Annotated in this window: 13 protein-coding genes (1 of these 13 cut by a window edge); 5 read left to right on the top strand and 8 right to left on the bottom strand. The window is 70.8% G+C overall.

Going from position 1 to position 25,594, the window contains the following annotated elements:
* Both ACFV6H_RS17655 and ACFV6H_RS17660 read right to left on the bottom strand, forming a co-directional pair.
* A protein-coding gene (locus tag ACFV6H_RS17655) for a type I polyketide synthase (RefSeq protein WP_385542638.1) crosses the window boundary here: on the bottom strand, positions 1–7,393 show its 5' end (the start). It extends 21,386 nt beyond the left edge of the window; 7,393 of the gene's 28,779 nt are visible here — the first part of the coding sequence; it begins with the start codon at positions 7,391–7,393; its stop codon lies beyond the left edge, outside the window.
* A 101-nt stretch (positions 7,394–7,494) separates the two neighbouring features.
* Entirely contained in the window at positions 7,495–8,526 is a 1,032-nt protein-coding gene (locus ACFV6H_RS17660; protein WP_385542641.1) for a GDP-mannose 4,6-dehydratase, read from the bottom strand.
* A 285-nt stretch (positions 8,527–8,811) separates the two neighbouring features.
* Here ACFV6H_RS17660 and ACFV6H_RS17665 point away from each other — a divergent pair, with 285 nt between their 5' ends.
* From ACFV6H_RS17665 to ACFV6H_RS17685, 5 genes are all read left to right on the top strand, one after another.
* Entirely contained in the window at positions 8,812–10,590 is a 1,779-nt protein-coding gene (locus tag ACFV6H_RS17665; protein WP_385542644.1) for an ABC transporter ATP-binding protein, read from the top strand.
* A complete protein-coding gene (locus ACFV6H_RS17670; protein WP_385542648.1) occupies positions 10,568–12,388 on the top strand; it encodes an ABC transporter ATP-binding protein in 1,821 nt (606 codons plus the stop codon). Before ACFV6H_RS17665 ends, ACFV6H_RS17670 begins: the two co-directional genes overlap by 23 nt.
* Positions 12,389–12,531: 143 nt before the next feature.
* Complete coding sequence (locus ACFV6H_RS17675; RefSeq protein WP_385542650.1) at positions 12,532–13,380, top strand: metallophosphoesterase family protein; 849 nt, start codon at positions 12,532–12,534, stop codon at positions 13,378–13,380.
* Positions 13,377–14,096 carry a 4'-phosphopantetheinyl transferase gene (locus tag ACFV6H_RS17680; protein ID WP_385542653.1) on the top strand — a complete coding sequence of 240 codons (720 nt, stop codon included), beginning with the start codon at positions 13,377–13,379 and terminating at the stop codon, positions 14,094–14,096. The genes ACFV6H_RS17675 and ACFV6H_RS17680 overlap by 4 nt, the downstream gene beginning before the upstream one ends.
* 49 nt (positions 14,097–14,145) lie before the next feature.
* Positions 14,146–14,946 carry an SGNH/GDSL hydrolase family protein gene (locus tag ACFV6H_RS17685; protein WP_256098306.1) on the top strand — a complete coding sequence of 267 codons (801 nt, stop codon included), beginning with the start codon at positions 14,146–14,148 and terminating at the stop codon, positions 14,944–14,946.
* A gap of 93 nt (positions 14,947–15,039) precedes the next feature.
* Here ACFV6H_RS17685 and ACFV6H_RS17690 read toward each other — a convergent pair whose 3' ends face one another.
* The 6 genes from ACFV6H_RS17690 to ACFV6H_RS17715 all read right to left on the bottom strand — a co-directional run.
* Complete coding sequence (locus tag ACFV6H_RS17690; protein ID WP_385542657.1) at positions 15,040–16,800, bottom strand: ABC transporter ATP-binding protein; 1,761 nt, start codon at positions 16,798–16,800, stop codon at positions 15,040–15,042.
* A 178-nt stretch (positions 16,801–16,978) separates the two neighbouring features.
* Positions 16,979–18,187, bottom strand: coding sequence for a glycosyltransferase (locus ACFV6H_RS17695; RefSeq protein ID WP_385542660.1), 1,209 nt, complete (start codon positions 18,185–18,187; stop codon positions 16,979–16,981).
* Positions 18,184–18,993, bottom strand: a complete 810-nt coding sequence (locus ACFV6H_RS17700; RefSeq protein WP_385542663.1) for an alpha/beta fold hydrolase — start codon at positions 18,991–18,993, stop codon at positions 18,184–18,186. The genes ACFV6H_RS17695 and ACFV6H_RS17700 overlap by 4 nt, the downstream gene beginning before the upstream one ends.
* Before the next feature lie 3 nt (positions 18,994–18,996).
* Positions 18,997–19,347 carry an acyl carrier protein gene (locus ACFV6H_RS17705; protein ID WP_385542666.1) on the bottom strand — a complete coding sequence of 117 codons (351 nt, stop codon included), beginning with the start codon at positions 19,345–19,347 and terminating at the stop codon, positions 18,997–18,999.
* Entirely contained in the window at positions 19,337–23,884 is a 4,548-nt protein-coding gene (locus ACFV6H_RS17710) for a beta-ketoacyl synthase N-terminal-like domain-containing protein (protein WP_385543092.1), read from the bottom strand. The genes ACFV6H_RS17705 and ACFV6H_RS17710 overlap by 11 nt, the downstream gene beginning before the upstream one ends.
* 77 nt (positions 23,885–23,961) lie before the next feature.
* On the bottom strand, positions 23,962–25,594 hold a 1,633-nt coding region (locus tag ACFV6H_RS17715), incomplete at its 5' end, for an SDR family NAD(P)-dependent oxidoreductase (RefSeq protein WP_385542669.1).

Consider the following 25,594-nt stretch of genomic DNA (forward strand, 5'->3'; position numbering starts at 1 on the left):
CCTCCTCCTCGGTCGCCTGGACCGCGACCATCGCACCGCCTGCCGGGAGCGCCTGCATCAGCTTCGCGCGGGCCGCGACCAGGGCGCAGGCGTCGGCGAGCGACAGCACGCCCGCGACATGGGCCGCCGCGAGTTCGCCGATCGAGTGGCCCGCCACATAGTCGGGCTTGATGCCCCAGCTCCGTACGAGCCGGTACAGCGCCACCTCGACCGCGAACAGCGCGGGCTGCGTCCAGCCGGTCCCGTCCAGCAGCGCGGCCTCGGCCGTGCCTTCTGCGGCGAACAGCACCTCGCGCAGCGGACGGTCCAGCAGCGGATCGAGTACGGCGACCACCTCGTCCAGCGCCTCGGCGAACGCCGGGAACCGCTCGTAAAGTTCACGTCCCATGGCGGGCCGCTGGCTGCCCTGCCCGGTGAAGAGCAGCGCGGTCCTGCCGCGCCGCACCGCCTCGCCCTCGACAACTCCTGCGTCGGCACGTCCGGCGGCCAGTGCGGCCAGCGACCTCAGCAGCGCTTCACGGTCGCCGGCCACCACGGCCGCCCGCCGGTCGAACTGCGAGCGGGTCGTGGCCAGCGAGAACGCGCCGTCCAGCAGGTCGAGTCCGGGCTCCGCCCGTACATACGCGAGCAGCCGGGCCGCCTGGCCGCGCAGGGCGTCCCCGGTCCGGCCGGAGATCAGCCAGGGTACGGGTCCCGCGGCGGCGCGCGGCGCGGTCCGTGCCGGGATCACGGTGGCCGGGGCCTGCTCGATGATGGTGTGGACATTGGTGCCGCTGATACCGAAGGACGAGATCCCGGCCCGGCGCGGACGGCCGGTCTCGGGCCAGGGCGTCTGCTCGGTGAGCAGTTCCACGGCGCCCTCGGACCAGTCGACGTGCGAGGAGGGCAGCTCGGCATGGAGAGTCCGCGGGAGCGTGCCGTGCCGCATCGCCATGATCATCTTGATGACGCCCGCGACACCGGCCGCCGCCTGGGTGTGCCCGATGTTGGATTTCACCGAGCCGAGCAGCAGCGGACGCGCGGGATCACGGTCGCGTCCATAGGCGGCCAGCAGGGCCTGCGCCTCGATCGGGTCACCGAGAGTGGTGCCCGTGCCATGGGCCTCCACGGCGTCGACGTCCTCGGCCGACAGTCCGGCGCCCGCGAGCGCCTGGCGGATCACCCGCTGCTGGGAAGGGCCGTTGGGCGCGGTCAGTCCGTTGGAGGCGCCGTCCTGGTTGACGGCGCTGCCCCGGACGACGGCCAGGATCTCGTGGCCGCCGCGCCGCGCGTCCGAGAGCCGCTCCAGCACCAGCATGCCGACGCCCTCGGCCCAGCCGACGCCGTCGGCCGTGTCGGAGAAGGCCTTGCAGCGGCCGTCCGGCGAGAGCCCGCGCTGCCGGGAGAAGTCCACGAACACCGACGGTGTCGACATGACGGTCACGCCGCCGGCCAGCGCGAGCGAGCACTCGCCGGAGCGCAGCGCCTGCATCGCCCAGTGCAGGGCGACCAGCGACGACGAACAGGCGGTGTCGACGGTCACGGCCGGGCCCTCCAGGCCCAGCGTGTACGAGACACGGCCGGAGGCGAGACTCGGCGAACTGCCGCTGCCCTGGAAGCCCTCGAACTCGGGGCTCGCGAGAACCGCGCTGTAGTCGCTGTACATCACTCCGGCGAAGACGCCCGTCGAACTGCCGCGCAGCGAGAGCGGATCGATGCCCGCGCGCTCGACGGCCTCCCAGGACGCCTCCAGGAGCAGCCGCTGCTGCGAGTCGGTCGCCAGTGCCTCGCGCGGGCTCATCCCGAAGAACGCCGGGTCGAACTCGCCCGCCTCGTGCAGGAATCCGCCGGAGCGGGTGTACGCCGTACCGGCGTGGTCCGGATCCGGATGGTAGAGCGAATCCAGGTCCCAGCCGCGATTGGCCGGGAATCCGGAGATGGCGTCCGTGCCCTCGGTGACCAGCCGCCACAGATCCTCCGGTGACGCCACACCGCCCGGATAGCGGCAGGCCATGCCCACGACCACGATCGGATCGTCGGCCACGGCTGCGCCGCGCGCCGGTACGGGAGCGGCCTGTGCCGGTTCCGCGCCGAGGAGTTCGCCGAGGATGTAGGTGACGAGATGCCGGACGGTCGGATGGTCGAAGACCAGCGTGGCGGGCAGCCGGAGACCGGTCACGGTGGTGAGCCGGTTGCGCAGTTCGACCGCCGTCAGCGAGTCGAAGCCCAGCTCACGGAAGGCACGGCCCGCGTCGATGTCCTGGCCACCGGCATGGCCCAGTACGAGGGCGACCTGTGCCCGCACCAGATCGAGCAGCAGATCGACACGGTCGGTCTCGTCCAGCCGGCCGAGCCGCTGGGCCAGTCCGCCGGCCGTGGCGGAGCCGGAGACCGCGGCCCTGCGGGCGCGGGTACGGATCAACGACCGTAGTACGTACGGGACTTCGCCCTGAGCGCGGAGCACCGGCAGATCCAGCCGTACGGGTACGAGCACGGCCTCGCCGGACGCCAGCGCGGTGTCGAAGAGCGCCACGCCCTGCTCCACCGGCAGCGGAGGCACTCCCGAGCGCGAGAGCCGCTCCGCCTCGGCGTCGGCCAGAGTGCCTGTCATCCCGCCGGTCGTTCCGCTCGGACGCTCCCAAGGGCCCCAGGCGAGCGAGGTGCCGGGCAGCCCTTCGGCCCGCCGGCGCTCGATGAGCGCGTCGAGGAAGGCGTTGCCCGCCGCGTAGTTGCCCTGACCGGCGCCGCCGAGGACCCCGGCAAGAGAGGAGAAGACCACGAAGGCCGTCAGATCGAGCTCGCGGGTCAGCTCATGGAGATGCCAGGCCGCGTCGGCCTTGGGACGCAGTACGGCATCCAGCCGCTCGGGCGTGAGCGAGCCGATGACGCCGTCGTCCAGCACTCCGGCCGTGTGCACCACGGCGGAGACGGTGTGCTCGGCGAGCAGCTCCGCCAGGGCTTCGCGGTCCGCCGCGTCACAGGCGGCGAGGACGACATCGGCGCCCTGGGCGGTCAGTTCGGCGGCCAGCTCCTCGGCGCCTTCAGCGGCCGGGCCTCGGCGGCTGACCAGCAGGAGCTTCCGTACACCGTGCTCGGCGACGAGATGCCGGGCGAAGACCGCGCCGAGACCGCCCGTACCACCGGTGATCAGGACACGGCCTTCGGTGTCCCAGGTGGAGGCGGTGTGGGTGTCGCCGGGGGCTCTGCGGACCAGACGTCCGGCGAGGATCTCGCCGCCCCGGACGATCAGTTGGGGCTCGTCCGAGCCCAGGGCGGGAAGTGGCGGCTCGGCCGGTCCCTCGGGGTCCAGATCCAGGAGCCCGAAGGCGCCCGGGTGTTCGGACTGCGCGGAGCGCACCAGGCCCCAGACCGCTGCCGCCGCCGGGTCATGGCCACCGACCGCGCCACGTGTCACGAACACCAGCCGGGAGTCGGCGAACCGCTCCTCGGCGAGCCAGGCCTGCGCGGTGGCGAGGACGTCGGCCGTCAGAGTGTGGGCCGTGTCGGCGCCGGGCTCACCGGTGAGCGTCATCAGGACGGCATCGGGGACCGAGGTCTCCGCCGCCGCCAGCGACGCCAGGTCCGGGTGGATCCCGCCGGTCGCCAGCGCGGGGTCCCCGGCGAGTCCGAACGCGTCAGGGCCGACCAGGGCGACCGGGCCAGGAAGCGCCGGAGCACTGCGTACCGCCACCCAGTCCAGGGCGAACAGCGCGTCCCGGGCCGCCGTGGCTGCGCCGTTGAGAGGTGTCGCCGAGGCCGGGCGCAGCACCAGCGAGTCGACGGAGACGACCGGCGCGCCGGAGGTGTCGGCCACGCTGATCGAGACCGCGTCCTCGCCTGCCGAAGAGAGCCGTACCCGTAGCGCCGAGGCGCCGGTCGCGTGCAGCGAGACGCCCTCCCAGGAGAAGGGCAGTCCGCCTCGGCTCTCCGTGCCGAGTTCTATGAAGGAGGCCGCGTGCAGCGCCGCGTCGAGCAGCGCGGGATGCAGTCCGAAGGCCTCGGCGTCGTCCGTACCGCCGTTCGTACCGCCCTCGGGCAGCGCGACCTCGGCGTACACCTCGCCGTCGCGCCGCCAGACCGAGCGGAGCCCTCGGAAGAGCGGACCGTACGTGAAGCCGTCCTCGGCAAGGCGCTCGTACAGCCCGTCGGTGGCGACGGGTTCGGCTCCGGCCGGCGGCCAGACGGAGGCGTCGAAGCCGACGTGCTCCAGCGCCCGCGCCTGCACCTGCTCCCGCTCCTCGCCGATCGCGAGTACACCGGTGGCATGCGGAGTCCACGCCGTCTCGTCGCCGTCCTCAGGGCGTGAGTAGACATGGACGGTACGGCGGCCCGAGTCGTCGGGCGCGCCGACCCAGAGCTGGACCTGAACGCCTCCTCGCTCCGGGAGGATCAGCGGCGCGGCCAGCGTCAGTTCCTCGACGCGGTCGCAGCCGACCTCGTCACCGGCGCGCACGGCGAGTTCGAGGAAGGCGGTGCCGGGAAGCAGGGTGGTGCCGCGCACGGTGTGGTCGGCGAGCCACGGATGGGTCCGCAGCGAGAGCCGGCCGGTGAGCAGGGCGCCTTCGGAGTCGGCGAGGGAGACTGCGGCCGAGAGCAGCGGATGGTGGGCGGCGCCGAGGCCGGCGGCCCGCAGATCGGCGCTCTGGCCCTGGCTTTCCTTGGGCCAGTACCTACGGCGCTGGAAGGCATAGGTCGGCAGGTCGACGCGGCGGGCTCCGGTGGCGGCGAAGTACGCGTCCCAGCGGACGGTGACACCTCGTACATACAGCCCGGCCAGGGCTGCGGTGAGAGCCCGGATCTCGGGCCGGCCGGAGCGCAGCGCGGGCAGCGCGGCACGGTCCCGCGCGGCGCCGTCCGCACTGCCTGTCGTGTCGCTGCCCGCCGTATCGCTGTCCGTCGCGTCGAGGCACTCCTCGGTCATCGCGGAGAGCACGCCGTCGGGGCCGAGTTCGAGGAACGTGGTCACGCCGTGACCGGCCAGCCAGCGGGCGCCGTCCGCGTACCGTACGGCGCGGCGCACATGGTCCACCCAGTAGTCGGCGGAGGTGACCTGCGCGACCGTCGCGGGCTCGCCCGTGAGATTGGAGACGAACGGCGTCAGCGGCGCCTGGAGCGTCAGCCCTTCGACCACGGCGCGGAACTCGTCGAGCATCGGCTCCATGAGCGGCGAGTGGAAGGCGTGCGAGACCCGGAGCCGCTTGGTCTTCCTGCCCTCCGCGCCGAGCCGGTCCGCGATCCGGGTGACGGCCTCCTCCCCGCCGGAGAGCACCAGCGCCGAGGGACCGTTGACCGCCGCGACCGACACGGTGTCCTCGTGTCCGGCCAACAGTGCGGCGATCTCGTCCTCGGTGGCCTGTACGGCGGTCATGGCGCCACCGGCGGGCAGCGCCTGCATCAGCCGGCCCCGGGCGGCGACGAGCGTGGCGGCGTCGGCGAGCGAGAGCACTCCGGCCACATGGGCGGCGGTGATCTCGCCGATGGAGTGGCCGGTCAGATAGTCGGGCTTGATGCCCAAGGACTCGACCAGGCGGTACAGCGCGGTTTCGACGGCGAAGAGCGCGGGCTGCGCGTACTCCGTACGGTCCAGCGCCTCGGCGTCCTCGCCCCAGAGCACCTCTCGCAGCGGGCGGTCCAGCAGCGGTTCGAGCGCGTCGAGCGCCTCGTCCAGGGCGTGGGCGAAGACCGGGAACCGCGCGTGGAGTTCACGACCCATGCCGAGGCGCTGCGAGCCCTGGCCGGTGAAGAGGAACGCCAGTTTGCCCTCGCTCCGGGCAGTGTCCTGGACGAGATCGGCCGAGGCGCCGTCCTCGGCGAGGGCGGTCAGTCCGGCGAGCGCGGTGGCGCGGTCGGCGGCGAGGACCACCGCGCGGTGCTCGAAGCCGGCCCGGGTGGTGGCCAAGGAGCAGGCGGTGTCGAGGACGGTCGTGCCGGGAGCGGTCTCCAGGGCGGAGAGCAGCGCGGCGGCCTGGGCCCGCAGCGCCTCTCCGGTCCGCCCGGAGACCAGGAGAGGTACGGTGCCGGGCTCGGGCGGAGCGTCCGCCGCTTCCGGGGCCTCAGGCGAGGGAGGCGCCTGCTCGACGACGGTGTGCGCGTTGGTGCCGCTGATACCGAAGGAGGAGACGGCGGCCCGCCTGGGCTCTCCCGTCTCGGGCCAGGCGGTGTTCTCGGTGAGGACACGGACCGCGCCGCGCTCCCAGTCGACGTGCGAGGTGGGCGCGTCGGCGAGCAGCGTCCGTGGCAGCACTCCGTGGCGCATCGCCATGACCATCTTGATCACACCGGCGACACCGGCGGCGGCCTGGGTGTGGCTGATGTTCGACTTGACCGAACCGAGCAGCAGCGGCCGGCTTCTGTCACGGCCCTGACCGTAGGTGGCGAGCAGCGCCTGTGCCTCGACGGGGTCGCCGAGAGTGGTGCCGGTGCCATGGGCCTCCACGGCGTCGATCTGGTCGGCCGAGAGACGGGAGTTGATCAGGGCCTGCTGGATGACCTCCTGCTGGGAAGGGCCGTTGGGCGCGGTCAGTCCGTTGGAGGCGCCGTCCTGGTTGACCGCACTGCCCCGGACGACGGCGAGGATCTCGTGACCGTTGCGCCGCGCGTCCGAGAGCCGCTCCAGCACCAGCACGCCCACGCCTTCGGCCCAGCCGGTGCCGTCGGCCGTGTCGCCGAAGGAGCGGCAGCGTCCGTCGGCGGAGAGCCCGCCCTGCCGACCCATCTCGATGAAGGTGCCCGGGCTCGACATGACGGTGACTCCGCCGGCGAGGGCGAGGGAGCACTCGCCGGAGCGCAGTGCCTGGGTGGCGAGATGGACGGCCACCAGGGAGGACGAGCAGGCGGTGTCGACGGTGACGGCGGGACCGACCGTGCCGAACGTGTAGGAGATACGGCCGGAGAGCACACTGCCGGTGTTGCCGGTGAGCTGGAATCCCTCGGCTCCGTCGGCGGGCCCGACCCGGTAGTCCTGGGCCATCGCTCCCATGAAGACACCGGTCTGGCTGCCCTTGACCGAGGCCGGGTCGATACCGGCACGTTCGAAGGCCTCCCAGGCGGATTCGAGCACGATCCGCTGCTGCGGATCCATGGCCACGGCCTCGCGCGGCGAGATACCGAAGAAGTCGGCGTCGAAGTCGGGCGCGTCGTGAAGGAATCCGCCGGAGGAGGTCGCGGAGGAGGCCAGTGCCTCGGTGTCCCAGCCACGGTCGGCGGGAAACTCCGAAATACCGTTCTCACCGGCCTCGACCATACGCCACAGATCCTCCGGGCTGCTGACGCCTCCGGGATAGCGGCAGGTCATACCGATAATGGCGATCGGCTCCTGGGCGGCCGTCTCCAGGTCGTTGACCCGCTGCCGCGTCCTTCGGAGATCGGCGGTCGCAAGCTTGAGGTAGTCCCGGAGTTTCTGTTCGTTGTCCATCTCAACTCAACCCATCTCGACAGCCGGCGGCCGAACATGAATCAGGAGTGTCGTCGGAAGCGCGGCGGGAATTCCCTAGTTTCCTGCGGCCCGACGATCCGCTACCAGTTGGAGGCGAGCAGAAGGTCGCCGTATTCATGTTCGCGGGAGACCTGATGGAGATCGGCGTCCACCATCATCTTCATCAGTTCGGGGAAGTCGACGGTGGGCTTCCAGCCCAGTTTGGTGCGGGCGTGGTCGCTGTCCGCGCAGAGCACCTCGACTTCGGCGGGACGCACCAGTTCGGGATCGATGACCACATAGTCCTGCCAGTTCAGATCCACATGTTCGAAGGCGATCCGTACCGCGTCCCTGACCGAGTGCATGGCGCCGCTGCCCACCACATAGTCGTCCGGTTCGTCGGGCTGGAGCATCAGATGCATGGCGCGCACATAGTCGCCGGCGAAGCCCCAGTCACGTACCGCGTCGAGGTTCCCAAGGTGCAGTTTGTCCTGGAGACCGAGTTTGATCCGGGCGACCGCGAGGGAGATCTTCCTGGTCACGAACTCGGAACCGCGGCGCGGCGACTCGTGGTTGAAGAGCATTCCGGAGACCGCGTACATCCCGAAGGACTCACGGTAGTTACGGGTGATGAAGTGCCCGTACGCCTTGGCGACGCCGTACGGGCTGCGCGGATGGAAGAGCGTCGTCTCGCGCTGCGGAGTCTCGGCGGCCTTGCCGAACATCTCCGAGGACGACGCCTGGTAGAAGCGGATCTGGCCGCCGCCGGCCGCGCGGGAGCCATTGAGTCCGCTCACCATCCGGATCGCTTCGAGGACCCGCAGCACACCCATTCCATTGACCTCGGTGACCAGCTCCGCCTGCTGCCACGACATCGGCACGAACGAGATCGCACCAAGGTTGTAGACCTCGTCGGGCTGCACGGTGTCGACGGCGGAGACCAGACTTCCCTGGTCCATGAGATCGCCGTCGACAAACGACAGTTCGGATACAAGCCTGCTGACCCGGGATTTGCGCGGATTGGCCTGCCCTCGGATCAGACCCCAGACCTGATACCCCTGGGACAGCAGATGCTCGGCCAGATAAGAACCGTCCTGCCCGGTAATTCCAGTGATCAGCGCACGCTTGGACATACCTACTCCTTCTCGACCACCGAGAGACCGCCCAAACGCAGAGCCAGGTCGACGACCTCGCATCGAATACGCTTCTGTCCGGACGATAGACACCGGCACGCTCGCAAGCCGCCGGCCTCGGTGTCAAGAAATCCCGGGCTTACTAGGGAATTCCCGAGTACGGACACCGCCGGGAAGAGCGATCCGGAGAAGATCCGGGAGAACACTAGGGATTTTCGGGCCGGTGGTGCGGTGCACTGTGTGCGTCGGCGTCCGGGCCGGCTCTGTCAACCGGAGTGTCTTTCCGTGCTGTTCGGACTTCTGCGCACTCATGTACGTCCCTATCGATGGCCGGCGGCCCTGCTCGTTCTTCTGCAACTGGTCCAGATTCTCGGCACGCTGCTGCTGCCGACGCTCGGCGCGGCGCTGATCGACAACGGAGTGGTCGCCGACGACAGCGGTTACATCACCCGGGTCGGCGCGGTCATGGTGGCCGTGGCGCTCGTCCAGATCGTGGCGGCCGTCGGCGCGGTGTCGCTCGGCGCCCGGACCGCGATGGCGATGGGACGCGATCTCCGCTCGGTGGTCTTCCGCCGGGTGCTGGACTTCTCGGCCCGTGAGGTGGGCCGGTTCGGTACACCGTCGCTGCTGACGCGTACGGTCAATGACGTCCAGCAGGTGCAGACGCTGGCCCAGTCGGGCTTCGGCATCGTGGTCTCGGCGCCCTTGATGTGTCTGGGCAGTGTCGTCCTGGCGCTCCAGCAGGACATTCCGCTGGCGCTGATCCTGGTGGTCCTGGTGGTGGTCGTCGGTGCCGCGTTCGGACTGCTTCTGGCCCGCATGGGAACGTTCTACGAGCGGATGCAGACGTATCTCGACCGGCTGAACCGGCTGTTGCGGGAGCAGATCACCGGTGTGCGGGTGGTGCGCTCGTTCGTCAGGGACGCCCATGAGCGCGCCCGGTTCACCCGGACGAATACCGAACTCTTCGATGTGTCACGGCGTGTGGGCCGGCTGATCGCGTCGATGCTGCCCGTGGTGCTGCTGATGATGAACGGTTTCATGGTGGCGATCCTGTGGGCGGGCGCGTATCGCATCGACGGCGGCGCGATGCGGATCGGCGCGCTGAGCGCGTTTCTGAGCTATCTCTCACTGATCCTGATGTCGGTCGTGATGATCGCGTTCGTGTTTCTGTCGGTGCCGCGCGCGAAGGTGTCCGCCGCGCGTATCCAGGAGATCGTGGCCACCGCGACAAGCGTCGTCCCGCCTGCCGAGCCGGTACGGACGGTGGCAGGCGACGCGGGCGGACGGTCGGGCGAGGCGGGCCGACTCGATATCCGTGGTGCGGAGTTCCGCTACCCGGGCGCCGAGAAACCGATACTGCACGGGATCGATCTGACGGCGGCGCCCGGTGAGAGCGTGGCGATCCTCGGCAGCACCGGCAGCGGCAAGACGACTCTGCTCAATCTGGTGCTGCGGCTGATGGATGTCACCGACGGCTCGGTACGCGTCAGCGGCGTCGACGTACGGGAGCTGGATCCCGAGGTGCTGAGCCGCGCCGTGGGCTTCGTACCGCAGCGGCCGTATCTGTTCTCCGGGACGGTCGCGACCAATCTGCGGTTCGGGAAACCGGACGCCACCGACGAGGAGCTCTGGCGGGCCCTGTGTACCGCCCAGGCCGCCGACTTCGTCCGGGCCATGCCCGACGGTCTCGACGCGGCGATCGCCCAGGGCGGCACCAATGTCTCGGGCGGTCAGCGCCAGCGGCTGGCCATCGCGCGCACTCTGCTGCGCCGGCCCGACATCTATCTGTTCGACGACTGCTTCTCGGCGCTCGACTACGCCACGGACGCCGCGCTGCGCACCGCGCTGGCACCCGAGATCGCGGGAGCGACGGTGCTCACGGTCGCCCAGCGGGTGGCCACGGTCCGCTCCGCCGACCGGATCGTGGTGCTGGACGAGGGCCGTGTCGTCGGCACAGGTACCCATGAGTCTCTGCTGCGCGACAGCACGACCTATCGCGAGATAGCGCTCTCCCAGCTCACCGAGGAGGAGGCCGTCCATGGTCTCGCCGGACAGCCCTGACCGGGCGGAATCCACCGGACCGGGCCGCAGACTCCTCGGGCTGCTCCGCCCGCACCGCTCCCTGGTCGCCCTGGCGCTCGTCCTCGGGATCGCCGGGATCGGCTGCAACGCATTCGGCCCGCTCCTGCTCGGGAGAGCCACCGACCTGATCGTCGAGGGTGCTCTGACGGGTGGTCAGAACGCAACGCCAGGGGTGGACTTCGGCCGGGTCGGCGAGGTGCTGCTGCTCCTGCTCGTCCTCTATGTCGCGGCCTCGCTCTTCATGCTCGTCCAGGGCAGGCTGGTCTCGGCCGTCGTCCAGAAGGTGGTTTTCGAGCTGCGCGAGCGTGCGGAGGAGAAGCTCGGGAAGCTGCCGCTGCGCTACTTCGACCGCCATCCGGCCGGCGAGGTGCTGAGCCGTACGACCAACGATGTCGACAATCTCCAGCAGACGCTCCAGCAGACGCTCGCCGAACTGATCACCTCGGTGATCTCGATCGTGACCATGCTGATCCTGATGCTGGTGATCTCGCCCTCGCTGGCGCTGGTCATGCTGGCGAGCGTGCCGGTGTCGGCGGCACTCGCGGCATGGATCAGCAAGCGGGCCCAGCCCCGGTTCACGGACCAGTGGGCCGCCACGGGCGCGATGAACGCGTATGTCGAGGAGATGTATACGGGCCACTCGCTGGTGAAGGCTTTCGGCCGGCGCGAACAGGCCGAGCGGCACTTCGACGCACAGAACGAGGCGCTGTTCCGCGCGGGCGCGAAGGCCCAGTTCGCCTCGGGCACCATAGAGCCGTCGATGATGTTCATCGCCAATCTCGGCTATGTGGCCGTGGCGGTGGCCGGTGCGTGGCAGGTCGTACGCGGGACGCTGACGCTCGGGGACGTCCAGGCCTTCATCCTCTACTCCCGCCAGTTCAGCCAGCCGATCGTGCAGGTCGCGAGCGTGGCCGGACGGCTCCAGTCCGGGATCGCCTCCGCCGCGCGGGTCTTCACGCTGCTCGACGAGCGGGAGCAGGCTCCCGATCCGGAGCCTCCGGCCCGGCCGGGCGAGGTCCGGGGCCAGGTGCGGTTCGACCAGGTGTCGTTCCGCTACTCGCCCGAGACACCGCTGATCGAGGATCTGTCGCTCACCGTGGAGCCGGGCAGTACGGTCGCGATCGTCGGGCCCACGGGCGCGGGCAAGACCACGCTCGGCAATCTCCTGATGCGGTTCTACGAGGTCGACGGAGGCCGCATCCTGCTGGACGGGACGGACATCGCGTCGATGACACGCGACGAGCTGCGCGCGCGGTTCGGTCTGGTCCTCCAGGACACCTGGCTCTTCGGCGGCACGATCGCCGAGAACATCGCGTACGGGCAGGAGGGCGCGAGCCGCGAGGAGATCGTGGCCGCCGCGCGCGCGACCTGCGCCGACCGGTTCATCCGTACCCTGCCCGAGGGCTACGACACGGTGCTGGACGACGAGTCGTCGGGCGTCAGCACCGGGGAGAAGCAGCTCATCACGGTGGCGCGGGCGTTTCTCGCCAGGCCCGCGGTCCTGGTCCTGGACGAGGCGACGAGTTCGGTCGACACCCGTACCGAGGTCCTCATCCAGCGTGCGATGAACACCCTGCGCGCGGGCAGGACCAGCTTTGTGATCGCGCACCGGCTCTCCACCATCCGTGACGCCGATATGATCGTCGTCATGGATTCGGGGCGGATCGTCGAGCGCGGCACCCATGACGAGCTGATCCGGGAGCGAGGCGCCTACGCCCGGCTGCACGCAGCCCGCGCCGCGCCCGCCCAGGAGTCCCCGCTGGCGGCCGGCGGGTGAGTGGAGCCGACATCTGCCCGCAACACAGGCGCTGAAGCCACGTCATATGTTTCCGCGTAATCTCGCAGGGTGACTGCGCCGGGCACGGTCCGGCGTCCGAGGCCGACAGAAGCCGACAGCACCCGAGGGAAAGGTCCGGTACTGTGCCCGACGGAAGACTCCTGGCCGTCAGCGATCTGCATGTCGTGTACGACGAGAACCGCGCGCTGGTCGAGAGGCTGCGACCGGACTCCGACGAGGACTGGCTGATCGTCGCGGGCGATGTCGCCGAGAAGTACGCGGACATCGAGTGGACGCTGCGGCTGCTCAGCGACCGGTTCACCCAGGTGATCTGGGCTCCGGGCAACCATGAACTGTGGACGCATCCGCAGGATCCGTGCGATCTGCGCGGCGAGAAGCGGTATCTGCGGCTGGTCGAGCTCTGCCGTGAGCTGGGCATCGCCACTCCCGAGGATCCCTATCCGGTGTGGCACGGCGCCGACGGTCCGGCGGCGGTGGCTCCGCTCTTCGTGCTCTACGACTACTCGTTCCTGGCGCCCGGCGCCACCACGATGGAGGAGTCGCTGCGCGTGGCGACCGACGCGGGCATCGTCTGCTCCGACGAGTACTTCCTCCACCCGGATCCCTACGACGGCCGGGACGCCTGGTGCAGGGCCCGGGTCGCGGACACCGAGCGCCGGCTCTCCGCCCTCGATCCGTCGCTGCGTACGGTCCTGGTCAACCACTTCCCGCTGGTGCGCGAGCCCACCCGGGTGCTGCGCTACCCGGAGTTCGCGCAGTGGTGCGGTACCGAGCTGACCGCCGACTGGCATGTGCGCTTCCGCGCCGCCGCCGTGGTCTACGGGCATCTGCATATCCCCCGGGTCACCTGGTACGACGGAGTCCGCTTCGAGGAGGTCTCGGTGGGCTATCCGCGCGAGTGGAGCAAACGGCCGCCCCGGGAGCCGCTGCGGCAGATTCTGCCGACGCCGGGCGGGCAGGGCGTCCGGTGATCGGCGAGATCCTGCCGTCCTCGGTCATGGCCGAGGCGGCGTACGACGATCCCGTGCCGGGCCCCGACGAGGCGCTGTTCCCGCAGGAGAGTGCCCATGTGGCACGGGCCGTGGCCAAGCGGCGGCGGGAGTTCACCACCGTACGGCTGCTGGCCAGGCGCGCGCTGCACCGGCTGGGACAGCCGCCCGTACCGCTGCTGCCCAATCCACGGGGCGCGCCGCAGTGGCCGAAAGGCATTGTGGGCAGCATGACGCACTGTGACGGTTATCGCGCGGCGGTGGTGGCCAGATCGGACGGCGAGGACGGTACGGCGGCGGTCGGCATCGACGCGGAGCCCGACGCGCCGCTGCCGGAGGGTGTGCTGGAGGCCATCACGCTGCCGCACGAGGCCGAGCATCTGAGGCTCCTGACGGAGCGTCATCCCGAGGTGAGCTGGGACCGGCTGCTTTTCAGCGCCAAGGAGAGCGTTTTCAAGGTCTGGTATCCACTCACCGGACGTGAACTCGATTTCTCCGAGGCGGAAATAGCCATCAATCCGGTCGAACGGACCTTTCAGGCAAGGCTCTTGGTACCGGGCCCGGTTGTCGAAAACCGTCGTTACGATGAATTCTCGGGCCGTTGGACGGCCGGCCGGGGGCTGGTGGCCACCGCCATCCATATACCTCATAAAACGTCATCACTTTTTCATGGACACGACAACACTATGACGTTCTGAACTGCTATCCATGATGGGTCCATGCCCCCACCATTGGAGAAGCATTTCCGTGCGCTCATTAAAGGTACTTTTCACCGTCCTGCTTGCATTCGTCGCGGCGGCCACGATATCGACCTCGGCCCAGGCCGCCGCGGGCAAGTATGTGGCCCTGGGTGACTCGTACGCCGTCGCCCCGGGAACCCGCACGTACGACGATCCCAATGCCGAATGCCGGCGCGGCCCGCTGGCCTATCCCCGGCTGTGGGCGGCCCAGCACCCGTCGGTCGCCTTCGTGGAGGCGTCGTGCTCCGGTGCCACCACGACCGATGTGATCAATTCGCAGATCCCTCAGCTGACGGCGGACACCACGCTGGTGACGCTCCAGGTCGGCGGCAACGACGTCGGTTTCGTCGATGTACTGGCGAACTGCATCCTCACCATCGACGACCGGGACTGTGTCAACGGCGTCGAGCTGGCGAAGCAGGCGGCGCAGGCGTATCTGTCTCCGGCGCTGGCGCAGACCTACGCCGCGGTGCGCGCCAAGGCGCCCAACGCGAGAGTAATCGTCATCGGTTATCCGCGGCTCTACACCATCCGTGGTAACTGCGGAATATTCGGACTGAGCGACACCGAGCGTACGGCCATGAACTCGGCGGCCGACACTCTGGCCTCCGTCATGTCGGCCCGTGCGGCCGAGGCCGGTTTCGAATTCCTGGACGCCCGGCCGGTATTCGATCCGCACACTCTCTGCTCAGGTGGTACCGCCTGGGTGACCAGCCTGGAATGGGACAAGATCAATGAGTCCTACCACCCGAATGTGGCGGGTCACCGCGACGGTTATCTGGCCAGGCTCAATGCCCTGACCGGCTGACCGGACACACCGGACAGCACCGCATAGCAAAACCAGGTGAGGGTGTTCCGCCTCTTCGGCGGAACGCCCTTACTCATATCCGTTCCCTGTGATTCAGCTCGGTGCCTCGGCCAATGCGCCGATTCCGCCGCTCGCGCCGTTCCCGCCGTCCGGCTCGTTGACGAGCATCTGGGAGGAGGCGAGTTCGCGGTAGAGGACATCGGCCTCCACCAGCTCCCGATGGGTTCCGGCGGCGCGCACCTGACCATGTTCGAGCACCACGATCTGGTCCGCCTCGGTGACCGTGGAGAGCCGGTGCGCGATCAGGATCACGGTGCAGCGCCGGGCCGCCTGGTCCACCGCCTCCCGCAGCGCCCGTTCATTGTTCGCGTCGAGCTGCGCGGTGGCCTCGTCCAGCAGCAGCACCTCGGGCCGGCGCAGCAGGGCCCGCGCGATGGCCAGCCGCTGGCGCTCGCCGCCCGAGAGAGTGACACCGCGATTGCCGACCGAGGTGCGCAACCCGTCGGGTAGGCGCTCGATCAGGGTGTCGAGCCTGGTCAGCCGCAGCACCTCGGCGATGTCCTGGTCCGAGGCATCGGTGGCTGCGTACCGGAGGTTGTCCTCGATCGTGCCCGCCATGACGGGCGACTCCTGCTCCACATAGGCGATCCGCCGGCGCACCTCGGCCCTGGGCAGGGTGGCGATGTCCACACCGTCGATGAGGATCCGGCCCGACGCCGGTTCATGGAAGCGTTGCAGCAGCGCGAACATCGTGGTCTTGCCCGCGCCGGAGAGGCCGACCAGCGCGGTCTGGGTGCCGCCCGGAACGGTGTACGAGATCCCGCGCAGCGCGGGTCCCCGGCCGGGATAGGAGAACCGTATGTCCCGGAACTCCACCGGTGGCGCGCCGGACGGACGTGATTCCGGTGCCGTGCCGCCGGTATCGGGATCGACCTCGGGATCGGGATCGACATCGTCCTCGACCGGCATGTGTTTGACCTGCTCGATACGGCCGACGGCGCCGAGGCCCTGTTGCAGCATGCTCAGCCCGGCCACCAGGGAGCCGACCGGGCTCGCCAGATAGAAGACATAGAGGAGGAAGGCGATCAGCGCGGACGCGTCGAGATCGCCGGAGGCCACCAGGGCGCCGCCCACACCGAGCACGGCGAGAAAGGCGGCCTGGATGGAGACACCGGACAGGACCTTGACCATCGCCACATAGCGGGCGCCGGTCAGTCCCGCGCGATAGGCGCCCTCGATCGCCTCACCGGCGAGTTCGGTCTCGCGGCCCTCCGCGCCATTGGCCTTGACGGTCCTGGCGGCGCCGAGAGTACGGTCCAGCGCGGCGCCCACCGCGCCGACCGACTCCTGCGAGCGGGCGACCGCCTCGCGGATACGGGGCAGGATCAGCACCATCACCAGGGCGACGGCGAGCAGGACGCCGGCCGTCACGCCGAGCAGTCCGAAATGCACCACGGCCATCAGGACCACCGCGCCGAGGATGCTGAGCACGCCGTTGGCGACCATCACCAGGCCCTCCGTGGCGGCGTTCTGCACCAGGGCGCTGTCGGAGGTGACACGGGCGATGAGATCGCCGGGCGGGCGGCGGTCGAGTTCGGGCACACGCAGCCGGATCAGCCGGAAGACCAGGTCCCGGCGGATCTGCCGGACCACCCGTTCCGAGGTCCGCTGCTGCCACCAGGACTGGAGCCCGGTGAGCCCGGCGCCGAGCACGACAAGCGCGGCGAGCAGAAGTACAGGGCCGAGCACGCCACGCCCGTCGCTCAGTCCGTCCAGCACATGCTGGGCCACGAGCGGCTGCACCAGTCCGGCCGCGCTGGCCGCGAGGACCAGCAGCAGGGTCGCGATGAGCACCGGCCGATGCGGACGGGCATAGCGGAGGAGCACTCGGAGCGGGGCTGTCCCGGGAGGCGCGTCGGAGGGCGCCTCGGCCGGAGGCCCTGGGGCCGTGGGGGGTACCGCGGTGAGTGGGGAAGCGGTTGTCATAGAGAAGGTCCCGGGGTCGCGGGCAGATGTTCGATGGGGCAAGCAGTCAGTGGGGTACGGGGACGGAAGCGGTGGGCGCCGTCAGCGAGGCCGGGCCCTGTCCGGCGATGCGTTCCAGGTGGGTTACCGCGGCCGACTGGCCGCCCGCCGCGCGCAGGGAGCGGCCGATGGCCTCGGCGGCGGCCCGGTGGCCGCCGTCCGGATTCAGTACGGTCTCGATGGCCGCGCCCAGCCTCGCCGCGTCCACCCGGCCGAAGCGGACCCGTACGCCCGCGCCCGCGTCGACGACCTGTCCGGCGACGATGGGCTGGTCGTCCCGGATCGGCGCGACCACCAGCGGCAGCCCGTGCCAGAGCGATTCGCACACGGTGTTGTGGCCGCCGTGGCAGACGACGGCGTCCACCCGTGCCAGCAGGTCGAGTTGGGGCACATGCTCACGGACCAGTACGCCGGGCGGCACCTCGGTGAGCGTATGGCCGGGATCGACCACGACGCCCTGCACCCGGTCGCGGAGGCGGTCGAGCGCGGTGACCGCCTCGGCGAGGAACCGGCCGCCCGCGTCCGCGTTGGCCGTACCGAGCGAGACGAGCACCGTGGCGCGCGCCGGATCCAGCTCGTCCCAGGGAAAGTCCGAGCGGTCCGCGCGCGGCGCGATCGCCGGGCCGACCAGATACGTCCGCTCGTTCGGCGGCGGCGCGTCACCGAGCAGTTCGCGCCCGGTGAACGCGATGACGCCGTGCGGCGAGAACCGTGGATCGCCGGTGCGCGCGGGATCGCCGATCCGCGCGCGCAGCGCGCCCAGCAGCTCGCTCAGCCAGGCGCCCACCTTGGGCATCCCGGCCAGCGGATCGATGAGTTCGGCCGAGGTGGTGGCGGAGGTGACATGGACGACGCCACGGCGCTCGGCGACCAGCGCGCCCGCCACGGCGTGCTGGTCGGTGAGAACGAGATCCGGCCGGAACGCGTCGATCGCGGCCTCGACACCGGGCGCCATCGCGTCGGCGAGCGGCACGAAGAACTCCGCCCACAGAAAGCGGAACGCGGCGGGCCCGGTGAGCCCGGGCGGTCTGCTCAGTCCGGCGCCGGGCACCACGCAGTCGTACACCGTGGTATCCGCGCCCGCCAGCCGGCGGATCTGGCCGGCATGGCCGGCCCATGCCACCTGATGGCCACGCCGGACCAGTTCGTCCGCGACTCCGACCAGCGGATTGACATGTCCGACGAGCGGCGGGACGACCAGCAGAAAGCGGCTCACCGCACCGCCTCGGCCAGCGTGTGCTCGCCCACCCACTCCAGGATCAGATTCCGGGTCTCCTCGGTCCGCTCCACCAGGACGGAGTGGCCCTGCTCGGTGAGCACCACCGTACGGCAGGACGCCAGCTTGGCCTCCAAGCTGGGTACTTGGGCGCTCAGCCCGGACTCGTCGCCGAAGATCGCCAGTACCGGGCAGCCGAGCGCGTCGAGATCGTCGCCGATGACGCGGCCGGCCGGGACGTCCTCGGCGAGCGTGGTGGTGCGCAGGATACGGCCGGCGCCCCGGGAGAGCCGGGCGGTGTGCGCGCCGTGCCTGGCCGAGATCCAGCTGATGACCTCTTCGCGGGCGAGCCGGTCCTTGGCGTCGGCGAGACCGTCGGCCATGTGCCGGGTCCACTCCTCGACCGGCGGCTCGGACTCGATCATGGTGACGGTGGCGACCCGCTCGGGATGCCACGCGGCGAGCGCGGCGGCGACCGTACCGCCGAAGGAGTTGCCGACCACATGCACCCGGCGCCGCTCGTCCAGCGCGTCGAGCAGCCCGACGAGATCGGCCACGAAGGACTCCAGCCGGTAGCCGGTGGGCGGCCGGTCGCTGCGGCCGTGCCCGCGCAGGTCGTACATGATCACGTCATATCCCGCGGCGGCGAAGTCCGGGCCGAGGGTGAAGTAGTAGCTGGCCAGGCTGTCGGTGAGCAGGCCGTGCACGAACACGACCACGGCCGGCTCGCCGCCGTCCGCGGGCCGGTGCGCCGCGGGCAGCCGCTGGACATGCGTGGTGATCTCGCCGGTACTGATCTTGGCCATGGCTCAGCCCTCCGCACCGGCGCGCAGCGACGCCGAGACATAGTCGGCCAGCTCACCGACGGTGAGCGCGATGATCTCGTCCAGCTCCAGATCGGCGATGAAGAGGGCGACATTGACCCGGTCGCCGTAGTGCTCGCGCAGCGATCCGGCGAGCGTCACCAGGTCGATGCTCTCCAGTTCGAGATCGTCGTGGAAGGTGGTCTCGCGGGTGATCTCGGCGTCGTCCAGACCGTCCTCGGCCAGCAGCTCACGCAGCATGCCCGAGATATCGGCCAGTACGGCGTCGTCGCCGGTGGCCAGTGGCGTACGCTCCCCCGGCTCCGCGGCCGCGAAGCCGATCGCCTCAGTGCTCATCAAACTCTCCTGTCGTGTTGTCACCGGTCGTGCTGTCACCGGTCGTCCAGGCGACGACATACCGCCGCTCGGGCAGCCCCCGTGGATTGGCGACCTCCCGTACACCCACCTCGTACGACCGGTCCTCGGTCACCACACGGAGCCGGTCGCGCTCCGCGGCGACCACACGGAACTCGGCCGGGCGTCCGCCCAGTCCCGTTCCGCGCGCCTTGGCAACGGCCTCCTTGGCCGTCCAGAACCGGGTGAACCAGAGCGCGGCGCTCTCCGCAGAGCCGGCCACCAGGCTGTCGAGAAGGGCCAGTTCGGCCGGGCCGCACGCCGTCTCGGCGGTGGAGCGCGGCCGTTCGGTGATCTCCTCGACATCGATTCCGCACGGGCCGCGCCGGGCGATCGCGACGCCGGTCTCACGGCAGTGCGCGATCGACACCGTCAGCTCGCCCACCGCGCGCCCGTGCACACCACGGACCAGCGGGCGGCCCGTACCGTCGTTGTCGACGGCGATCTCGGCGGGATAGATCTCGCCCGCCTCCTCCTGCCAGAGGACTCCGCGCACCGCGTCCTTGGCGGCGATCCGCCCGAGCAGCCACTGCCGTCGGCGGACCGGTGGCAGCGCCTCGTAACGGGCGCGCTCGGCGCCGCCGAGGATATTGCGCATGATCAGTTCCCGGGTGGCCAGATCGGGCCAGCGCTCATGGACCAGCGTCCAGCCCTCGGGCTCCGGCGTGGAGAGCGTGTGCTCGCCGGGAAAGCGGTCCACCTTACGGATATTGGGATCGGTGTCGAAGCGCCGGTCCTGCCAGCCGGTGAACTCCGCCCATACGCGGCCGTCCTTGATGAGCTGCATGTCCGCGGTGAGCGTGAGATCGGTGATCTCGGTGATCCGGATCGCGCAGACCAGCCGCTCGCCCGGCTTCGGATCGGGCCCGTGGAAGCGGATGCGCTCCATTCCCACCGGGAACACCGTGGTGCGCTCGGTGAGTGTCGCCATGATCCAGTAGCCGAGCAACTGGCCGACGTTGTCGAGCAGTGCGCCGGGAGCCTCGGGCGCGGTGATGACTCCGCGCACATACAGATCGCCGATGGCGGTCAGTTCGCTGACGCCCTGGAAGCGCGGTCCGTGGAACATCCACCGTTCGCTGTAGAGCTGTTCGGCCCGCAGATCCGGAACGCGTTCGGTGGCCGGATCGACGGGCCAGGGCCGCGGAGGCGCCGGGTGGCGGTCCGCCAGTTCGACCACCGCCCGGGAGAAACCGGTCAGGCTCACCTCGATCCGGTCGGCCGACAGCCGCCGTATCTCCACCGGCACATCGGCGGCGGGCATGGCCTCGATCCACTTCAGCAGCCGCACGTCGTGCACCGCGACCGCGCGCCTGCCGGGGACAGCGCGCTCGGCGATCTCCATGAGATGGGCGATCACGGTGGTCGCGGGCACGATCGGCCAGCGGTCGGCGTCGTCGGGCCAGCCGGGCCGCTGCCGGTAGAAGCAGTGGTCGAGCAGATACGGCATCTCGGCCACGTCGACGCGCAGGACGGCGGGGACGGACGGCGGTACGGGCGGGACTGCGGCCGGCGGGACGGGCGGCACCGGCGAGGCCGACGGCCGGACCAGGGCGCGCGAGGCGGTAGCGGCGCCACGGCGGGCGGCGCCCGCGCCGATGAGTTCGTTCGCGACGGCCGCCGTGTCCTGGAGCAGCGCGGACAGTTCGGCGGCGACCGGGAAGCGGCTGCCCGCACGGCCCAGCAGATCCAGCGCGCTGCCCTCGGCGACGGCGGACACGGCGGGAGTACGGGCCACCGCGCCGGTGAGAACGTTTCTGGCCTCCTCGGGCAGCGACACCAGGGCCCCGCCGAGATCCAGTCGTACTCCTCGGCCGGACGGCCGCGCCTTCGCCGGAGCCGCCGCAGCGGCCGATGCCCTGGCCGTGGCGGTGGCTGTGGCGGTGGCCACCGGCGCCAGCAGCGGGGCCACATCGGGCGACGCACCGTCCACCCAGAGCGCGGTGACCACCCTGCGGAGCTGCGCCAGACTGTCCCGTGCGGTGGAGTGCGCGGAGACAACCAGCCGGTCCTTGCCCGCCAGGGTGTCGTCGATCAGCGAGCCGAGCTGACCGGCGCCGAGCTGGATGAAGGCGCGGTATCCGGCGTCGTGCATCGCGGAGACGAGCTGACGGAACCGCACCGGTTCGAGCAGATGCCGTACGAACAACTCCCGTACGGCGCCCGGCTCGTCCGGATAGAGCGCGGCGGTCGTCGCCGACCAGACCGGAGTGGTCTGCGGATGCAAGGTGTAGGCCTCCGCCGCGCGCCGGATCGGACCGAGATAAGGCGCGAGCATCGGCGTGTGGAAGCCGGAGCGGAACGGCAGCACCTGCCCGATCACTCCTCTGGTCCTGAAGAGCTGGACCAGCTCGGTCACGGCCTCCTCGGGACCGCAGATCATCGACTGGTTGGGCGCGTTGTCGTGCGAGAGCACCACATCGGTACGGCCGTTCAGCTCGGCGAGCACCTGCTCGGCGGGCATACCGAGCACGCCGAAGACGGCGCCGGGCACACGCAGCGCGTCCGGATCGAAGTCCGCGAGGAACGCGTCGACCTCATCGGCCGCATGGATACCGCCGCAGGCCATGGCGGTCCACTCGCCGACGCTGTGTCCGGCGACCGCGTCCGGGACGACGGCGAGCCTGCGCAGCGCGGTGTCGAGCATCCGGCCGAGCTGGAACACGGCCGCGCCGTGCCGCCCGACATCACCGACGCGGGCGTCCTGTCCGGCCGACCAGGGCAGACCGAACCGCTCGGCCAGTCCGGCCACTTGGGCCTCGAACTCCGCTTCGAGGCCGGGAAAGACAAAGGCGGTACGGCCACCGGCCAGGCCGAGCAGCGGGCTCGGGCTGAACCACACATCGCTGCGGCCACGCCACGGCACGCCCTTGGCGACCGCCTTTCTGGCCAGCTTCAGCCGGCGCTCGGTCGGATCGACTATGCCGAGCCTGACCGGGCCCGCCACCGCAGCGCGCTCGTCAAGGCCGGCGGCCAGGACCGCGGAGCCGTCGGCGTCCAGCAGGGCGGCCAGCTCCGCCGGGCCCGACGCGGCGAGCCGCAGCACGCGCTCCGGCTCGCTCACCGTCGTACGCGGCGAGCGGGCCGTACGGGCGGCCGAAGCGGCCGGCTGCTCCAGCACCACATGGGCGTTGATACCGCCGAAGCCGAAGGCGTTGACGCCCGCCCTGCGCGGTGCGCCGGTGGCGGTGTCCTCCCAGGCGGTGGCCTTCGCGAGCGGCGCGAACCTGGTGGCCTCCAGGGCCGGGTTCGGCTCGTCGCAGTGCAGCGTCGGTGGCAGCACTCCGTGGTGGATGGCGAGCGCGGCCTTGATCAGTCCGGCGATCCCTGCGGCGGGCATGGTGTGCCCGATCATGGACTTCACCGAGCCGATCGCGGCCCGTGCGCCCGTCGCCGGTCCGAACACCTCGGTGAGCGTGGTCAGTTCGGCCCGGTCACCGGCGACGGTGGCGGTGCCGTGCGCCTCCAGCAGCCCGAGGGCGTCCGCCGCGCGCGGGTCGAGACCGGCCGCGTCCCAGGCCTGCCGGACCGCGCGGACCTGGCCGCCGGGATCCGGGTTGAAGAGACTGGCCGAGCGGCCGTCGCTGGCCACTCCGGTCCCGGACACCACGGCGTACACACGGTCGCCGTCGCGCTCCGCGTCCGCGAGCCGCTTGAGCACCACGACACCGGTGCCCTCGCCGATGAGCACACCGTCGGCGTCACGGTGCAGCGGACGGATCCGCTCGCTCGGAGAGAGCGCGCCGAGCTGGTTGAACACACTCCACAAGGTGATGTCATGGCAGTGGTGCACTCCGCCGGCCAGCATGACATCGCAGCGCCCTGCGGCCAGTTCACGCACCGCGTGGTCGACCGCGACGAGCGACGAGGCACAGGCCGCGTCGACGGTGTAGGCCGGGCCGCGCAGATCGAGCCGGTTGGCGACACGCGACGCGGCCAGATTGGGCACCAGACCGATGGCCGACTCGGGCTGTTCCGGGCCGAGTTGCCCGGCGAAGGCCGCCCTGACCTCCTCGATACGGTCCTCGCCCAGGTCGGGCGCCAGCTCACGCAGCGTACGGACGAGCTGTCCCGCTGTCCGTACCCGCTGATCGAGCCGGACCAGACCGGGCGTCAGATAGCCGCCTCTGCCCAGGACGATCCCGGCGCGCTGCCGGTCGGCGGGGAGTACGGACTCTCCGCCGGCGTCCTCGATGGACCGGTTGGCGACCTCCAGCGCGATGAGCTGGTCCGGCTCTGTGCCCGCCACCGAGGCGGGCATGATGCCGAACCGCGCGACATCGAACTCGGTGTCCTGGTCGATGAATCCGCCGCGCTTGCAGTACACCCGGTCGCTGCGCCGGGGCCCGTCGGGCGCGTAGAACTCGGCGTCCCACCGGTCGGCGGGAACATCCGTGATCGCGTCGACACCGTTGACGATGTTGTGCCAGTAGCTGTCCAGATCCTTGGCGCCCGGGAAGAACGCGGCCATGCCGACAATGGCGACGGGCGCTGCGGCCTGCCTGGCTGCCGGTGTGACTGACGGTACAGCGGCCGGTGTGCGGGGAGACACGGCGGTCACCAGCCCGACGCGGTGTAGACCGTCGCGTGCACCTCGGGCGCGCCCCAGGCCAGTTCACGCAGCAGGCTCAGCGGCCCTTCCTCGGGATCGATCAGCTTGATCCCTCGGGCGGCGTACGAGCGCATCAGTTCCGGAGTGACCATGCCGCCGTTCGTCTCCGCCGCGGCCCACGGGCCCCAGTGGACGGTCAGACCGCGCCGCTCCGAGGTGGACCAGCGGCGTCCCAGCTCCTCCAGCGCGTCATTGGCGGCGGCGTAGTCGGACTGGCCGCGGTTGCCGAGGGCGCCCGCGATACTACCGAAGAGCACGGCGAAACGAGGCCCGGTGGGCAGTGTGCCGACCGCGTCGAGCACCGCCCGCGCACCGCCCACCTTGGTGGTGAAGACCCGTCGGAAGGACTCGACCGGCTTCTCGGCGATCAGCTTGTCCTCGATGACTCCGGCCGCGTAGACCACACCGTCGAGCCTGCCGTGCTCGGCGTGGATGTCCTTGACCGTGGCGCGGACGGCCTCCGTGTCGAGTACGTCGACACAGTGGTAGCGGACCTGGCTGCCGAGCGCCCGCAGTCCCTCGACGGTGTCACGGACCTCGCGCGCGGCGAGCACGGCGGACACCCGGCGCTCGACCTCGGCGGGCGAGGTCATCCCGGAGCGGAGGAAGGCGGCGCGCAGCGCGTCGCGGTCCATGGCACCTGCGGTCACCGGATCCTCGGTCGCGGCGGGCACCGGCGTACGGCCCATCAGTTCGATACGGCACCGGCTGACGGAGGCGATCGTACGGGCGAACCGCGCGGTGATGCCGCGCGCGCCGCCGACGAGCAGGACGACCGCGTCACGGTCGAGCCCGGCCGCCTCGGCCTCCGCGACTCCGTCTCCGGCCGGGCCCGCGCCGGTGGCGGCGAGCGCGCCCAGATCGGTGGGTATCAGCCGCAGGGCGCGCCGACCGCCTGTGCCGGTCAGGACGACCGGTTCCCGGTCGGTGGCGGCGAGTTCGGTGACGAGGGCCGCGGCGACCTCCTCGGGTCCGGCGTCGGCCGCCACCTCGACCAGGGTCGCGATGAGATCCGGATACTCGCGGGCGACGCTGCGGAAGAAGCCGCGCAGCCCGCTGGCCGCGCCCTCGGTCCTGCGTTCGACGGCGAGCAGCCGGCGCGGAGCGCCCGCCAGCACGCTCTGGTAGAGCGGGAATGCCTCGGGCAGAGGCGAGTCGGCCGTGTCGAGGGCGTCCAGATGGATCACCGCGTCGGCGGTGGTCTCCGGCAGCTCTCCGGCGGGTACGAGCGTGGGCAGGGCGCCGGCGGCGCGCAGCCGCTCGGCCACGACCGGCGCCAGTTCACCGCCGCCGAGCAGCAGGACCGTACTGCCGCTCTCGACGGAGCCGGTCACCTCGGGCAGTTCGAACTCGCTGAACTCCAGCCGCTGCGGCGCCAGGATCTCGGCCTCCACGGTCGTGGACGGCTCGACGGAGGGCGCCGGAACGGGAGCGGCGGCGGCCGTCTCGGCCGGGCCCGCGAGCAGATCGACAAGGAGTCCGGTGATCCCGGCGGCGGTACGGGCGGCACTCAGACCATCGATATCCGTGCCGGCACCCACCGGAAGACCGAGACGGACCGCCAACTCACCCGCGATC

The sequence above is a fragment of the Streptomyces sp. NPDC059743 genome (genome assembly GCF_042732975.1).
Lineage (GTDB): Bacteria > Actinomycetota > Actinomycetes > Streptomycetales > Streptomycetaceae > Streptomyces.